The organism is Streptomyces sp. NPDC007162, assembly GCF_040634175.1.
Lineage (GTDB): Bacteria > Actinomycetota > Actinomycetes > Streptomycetales > Streptomycetaceae > Streptomyces.
The window spans coordinates 1-2,625 of record NZ_JBEYFC010000832.1 but is presented as its reverse complement, the minus strand read 5'-3'; the positions used below and the strand labels follow the sequence as shown (position 1 = coordinate 2,625).

The following is a 2,625-nucleotide window of genomic DNA, read 5'->3' as shown; positions in this document are numbered from 1 at the left end:
GGTTCGTCGGGATGACCGTCGGGACGACCGGCGTCACGTGTCCCGCGACGACCGAATCGTCCCGTAACAACCGCACGGCTGTGCGGATGCCCTGCAGATGCCCTGCGGATACTGAGGCCATGCCACGCGTTCTGCTGATCGAAGACGACCGCGCCGTACGGGAGGGAGTGACGCTCGCCCTGCGCCGCCGAGGTCACGAGGTCACCGCCGTCGCGACCGGCGAGGACGGGCTGGAACGGGTGCGGTCCTTCCGGCCGGACGTCGTGGTGCTGGACCTCATGCTGCCCGGGCTGCCCGGCCTCGACGTGTGCCGCCGGGTGCGCGCCCTCGACCAGACCCTGCCGATCGTCATGGCGACCGCCCGCGGCGACGACGAGGACATCGTGGTGGGCCTGGAGGCGGGCGCCGACGACTACGTGGTCAAGCCCGTGCAGGCCCGGGTGCTGGAGGCCCGTATCCGCGCGGTGCTGCGCCGGGTGGGCGGCGTGCCCGCCGAGGGCGGCATACCGAAGATCGACTCATATGGGGAACTGACCGTGGACCGGGCCGGGCTCTCGGTCAGCCGCACCGGCGTGCCCGTCCAGCTCGCCCCCTCCGAACTGCGCCTGCTGCTCACCCTGTCCGCCTCGCCCGGCCAGGTGTTCAGCCGGCAGCAGCTGCTGGAGGCGGTCTGGGAGCACAGCTACCACGGGGACGCCCGGCTGGTGGACGCCTGTGTACGGCGGCTGCGCGCCAAGCTGGGCGAGCCACCACGCGAACCCCGCTACGTCCAGACCGTACGCGGCTTCGGCTACCGGTTCGCGGCGCGGTGAGGCGGCCCTGGTTTCCCCAGTTGCGCGGTCTGCGGACGCGGCTGGTGCTCGCCTTCACGCTCGTCGCGGCCGTCACCGCCGCCTCCACCGGCGCGCTGACCTTCCGTGAGGCCCGCACCGGTGTGCTCCAGCAGAGCCAGGACGCCGTGATCCAGCAGCTGCGCGCCCAGGTGGGCCGCCTCGCCCCGGACCTCCTCTACCCGCCGGGCCAGGACGAACTGCGGCGGTTCGCGGCGAACGTGGCCCGCGCCGAACCCTCCGGGACCTGGCGGGTGCTGGCCACCTACGGCCGGCTCAGCGCCACCTCCGTCCCCGGCGACCGCTTCGAGGAACTGTCCCCCGCCCTGCGCGCGTCGGTCGGCTCCCACCTCGCGACCGTCTTCCAGCGGGTGGCCGTCGGCGACCACACCGCGCTGGTCGTCGGCATGTCGGTCACCTTCGCCGAGGTGCCGAGCAAGGGCGTCTACACCTCCGGGATCCATGTCTTCCTCACCGTGCCGCAGACCACGGAACGCGCCTACGTCGACGCCCTGGTCACCGCCGTGGAACGGGCCGCCGTGCCCGCGCTCACGCTGGCCGTGCTGCTCGCGCTGCTCGCCGCGCGCGGGGTGCTGCGCCCGGTGCGCGCGCTGCGCCGGGCCACCCGCAGCATCGCCGAGGGCCGGCTGGACACCCGGCTCGCCGTCGAAGGGTCCGACGAACTCGCCGACCTGTCCCACACCTTCAACGAGACGGCCGCAGCGCTGGAACAGTCCGTGGCCGAACTGCGCGGCATGGAGGCCAGGGCCCGCCGGTTCGCCGCGGACGTCTCCCACGAGCTGCGCACCCCGCTGGCCGCCATGTCCGCCGTCACCGAGGTCCTCGACGAGGACGCCGCCGGCCTGGACCCGGACACCGCCACCGCGGTCCGTCTGATCAGCGAGGAGACCGTGAAACTGGCCAGGCTGGTGGACGACCTGATGGAGATCTCGCGGTTCGACGCGGGCGCCGCGGTGCTGCACCTCGACGAGATCGATCTCGCCGAGTCGCTGCGGCGCACCCTCGACGCCCGCGGCTGGACCGGTCCGGTGGACTGCGAGCTGCCGGCGCCTGGCGCCCTGCGCGGCCGCGTCGACCCGCGCCGCCTCGACGTGGTGGTGGCCAACCTGGTCGGCAACGCCCTGCGGCACGGCGCCCGGCCGGTCACGTTGCGCCTGTACGACGGCGGGGCGCGCGGCGGGGTACGGCTCGCGGTGATCGAGGTACTGGACAGCGGGCCGGGCATCCCGGACGACGTGCTGCCGCATGTCTTCGAACGATTCTACAAGTCGGACGCCGCCCGCACCCGCACCGAGGGCAGCGGACTGGGTCTCGCGATCACAGCGGAGAACGTCCGGGTGCACGGCGGCACCGTCGAGGCCGCGAACCGGCCCGAGGCAGGCGCCGTCTTCACCGTACGACTGCCCCTGCCGGCCGACGGGTCGCCCCGGGAGGGCCGGTGAAATCCCCTGGCCGGGCCCGGGCGGCGCTGCTGTGCCTCGCGGCGGCGGGTGCGCTGACGTCCTGCTCCATCCCCACCACCGGCGTGGTGCAGGCGGGCGGCCCCACCGGCGGGGTGACGCCGATGACGCCGGTGTACTTCGTACGGGACGGGGCCCTGGTCGGCGTCCGGCGCCCGACCGACGCACCGGGCGACGTCGGGGCCGCGCTGGAGGAACTCCTCGGGGGCCCCAATGACGTGGAGCGGGGCGCGGGGCTCACCACGCGCCTGGCGCGGCCTTCGGCCGTGCCGACGGCGGTGCCCTCGGCCACGTCGGCCACGGTCGGCGGGACC

The 2,625-nt window shown here is 74.4% G+C and carries 2 protein-coding genes and 1 pseudogene; all 3 read left to right on the top strand.

Annotated features, from left to right (window positions below):
- Nucleotides 1-119 precede the first annotated feature (119 nt).
- Entirely contained in the window at nucleotides 120-812 is a 693-nt protein-coding gene (locus tag ABZ646_RS44635; protein ID WP_360532958.1) for a response regulator transcription factor, read from the top strand.
- Between the two features lie 20 nt (nucleotides 813-832).
- Nucleotides 833-2,293 (top strand): HAMP domain-containing sensor histidine kinase, encoded by a 1,461-nt coding sequence (locus tag ABZ646_RS44630; RefSeq protein ID WP_360532955.1) that lies wholly within the window; start codon nucleotides 833-835, stop codon nucleotides 2,291-2,293.
- Nucleotides 2,290-2,625, top strand: a pseudogene (locus ABZ646_RS44625) (hypothetical protein); the annotation flags it as partial. The gene ABZ646_RS44630 and the pseudogene ABZ646_RS44625, both read left to right, overlap by 4 nt.

Bases quoted from the DNA above. Each gene is read 5' to 3' on its own strand.
- ABZ646_RS44635 (WP_360532958.1), top strand. From the start codon at position 120: ATGCCACGCGTTCTGCTGATCGAAGACGACCGCGCCGTACGGGAGGGA.